The 252-nt window shown below is 33.3% G+C and carries 1 pseudogene; it reads left to right on the top strand.

What is annotated here, in order from left to right:
• Positions 1-84: 84 nt before the first annotated feature.
• Positions 85-246 (top strand): annotated as a pseudogene (locus tag ACFIK8_RS12605) (hypothetical protein); the annotation flags it as partial.
• Positions 247-252 lie beyond the last annotated feature (6 nt).

Below are 252 nucleotides of genomic sequence, written 5' to 3'. Positions count from 1 at the left end.
CAACGCAATCAGTTGTAGTTAAAGCTGCTAGATTAAAAAAAATAAAAGTGCTAAATTTCGATTAATTCGACGGATACAATACTCATGAATTCTTGCAATAACATCGCCATTACACCAGAATTGATTGCACAACATGGCCTAAAAAATGATGAATATCAGCATATCCTAACATTAATTGGTAGAGAGCCAACATTTACCGAACTTGGAATTTTTTCTGCAATGTGGAACGAACATTGTTCCTATAAATGATGT

This window comes from Bartonella sp. MR168JLCBS (assembly GCF_042194175.1).
Note: the sequence above shows the minus strand (reverse complement) of the source record. Positions and strands in the feature narration are given on the sequence as shown.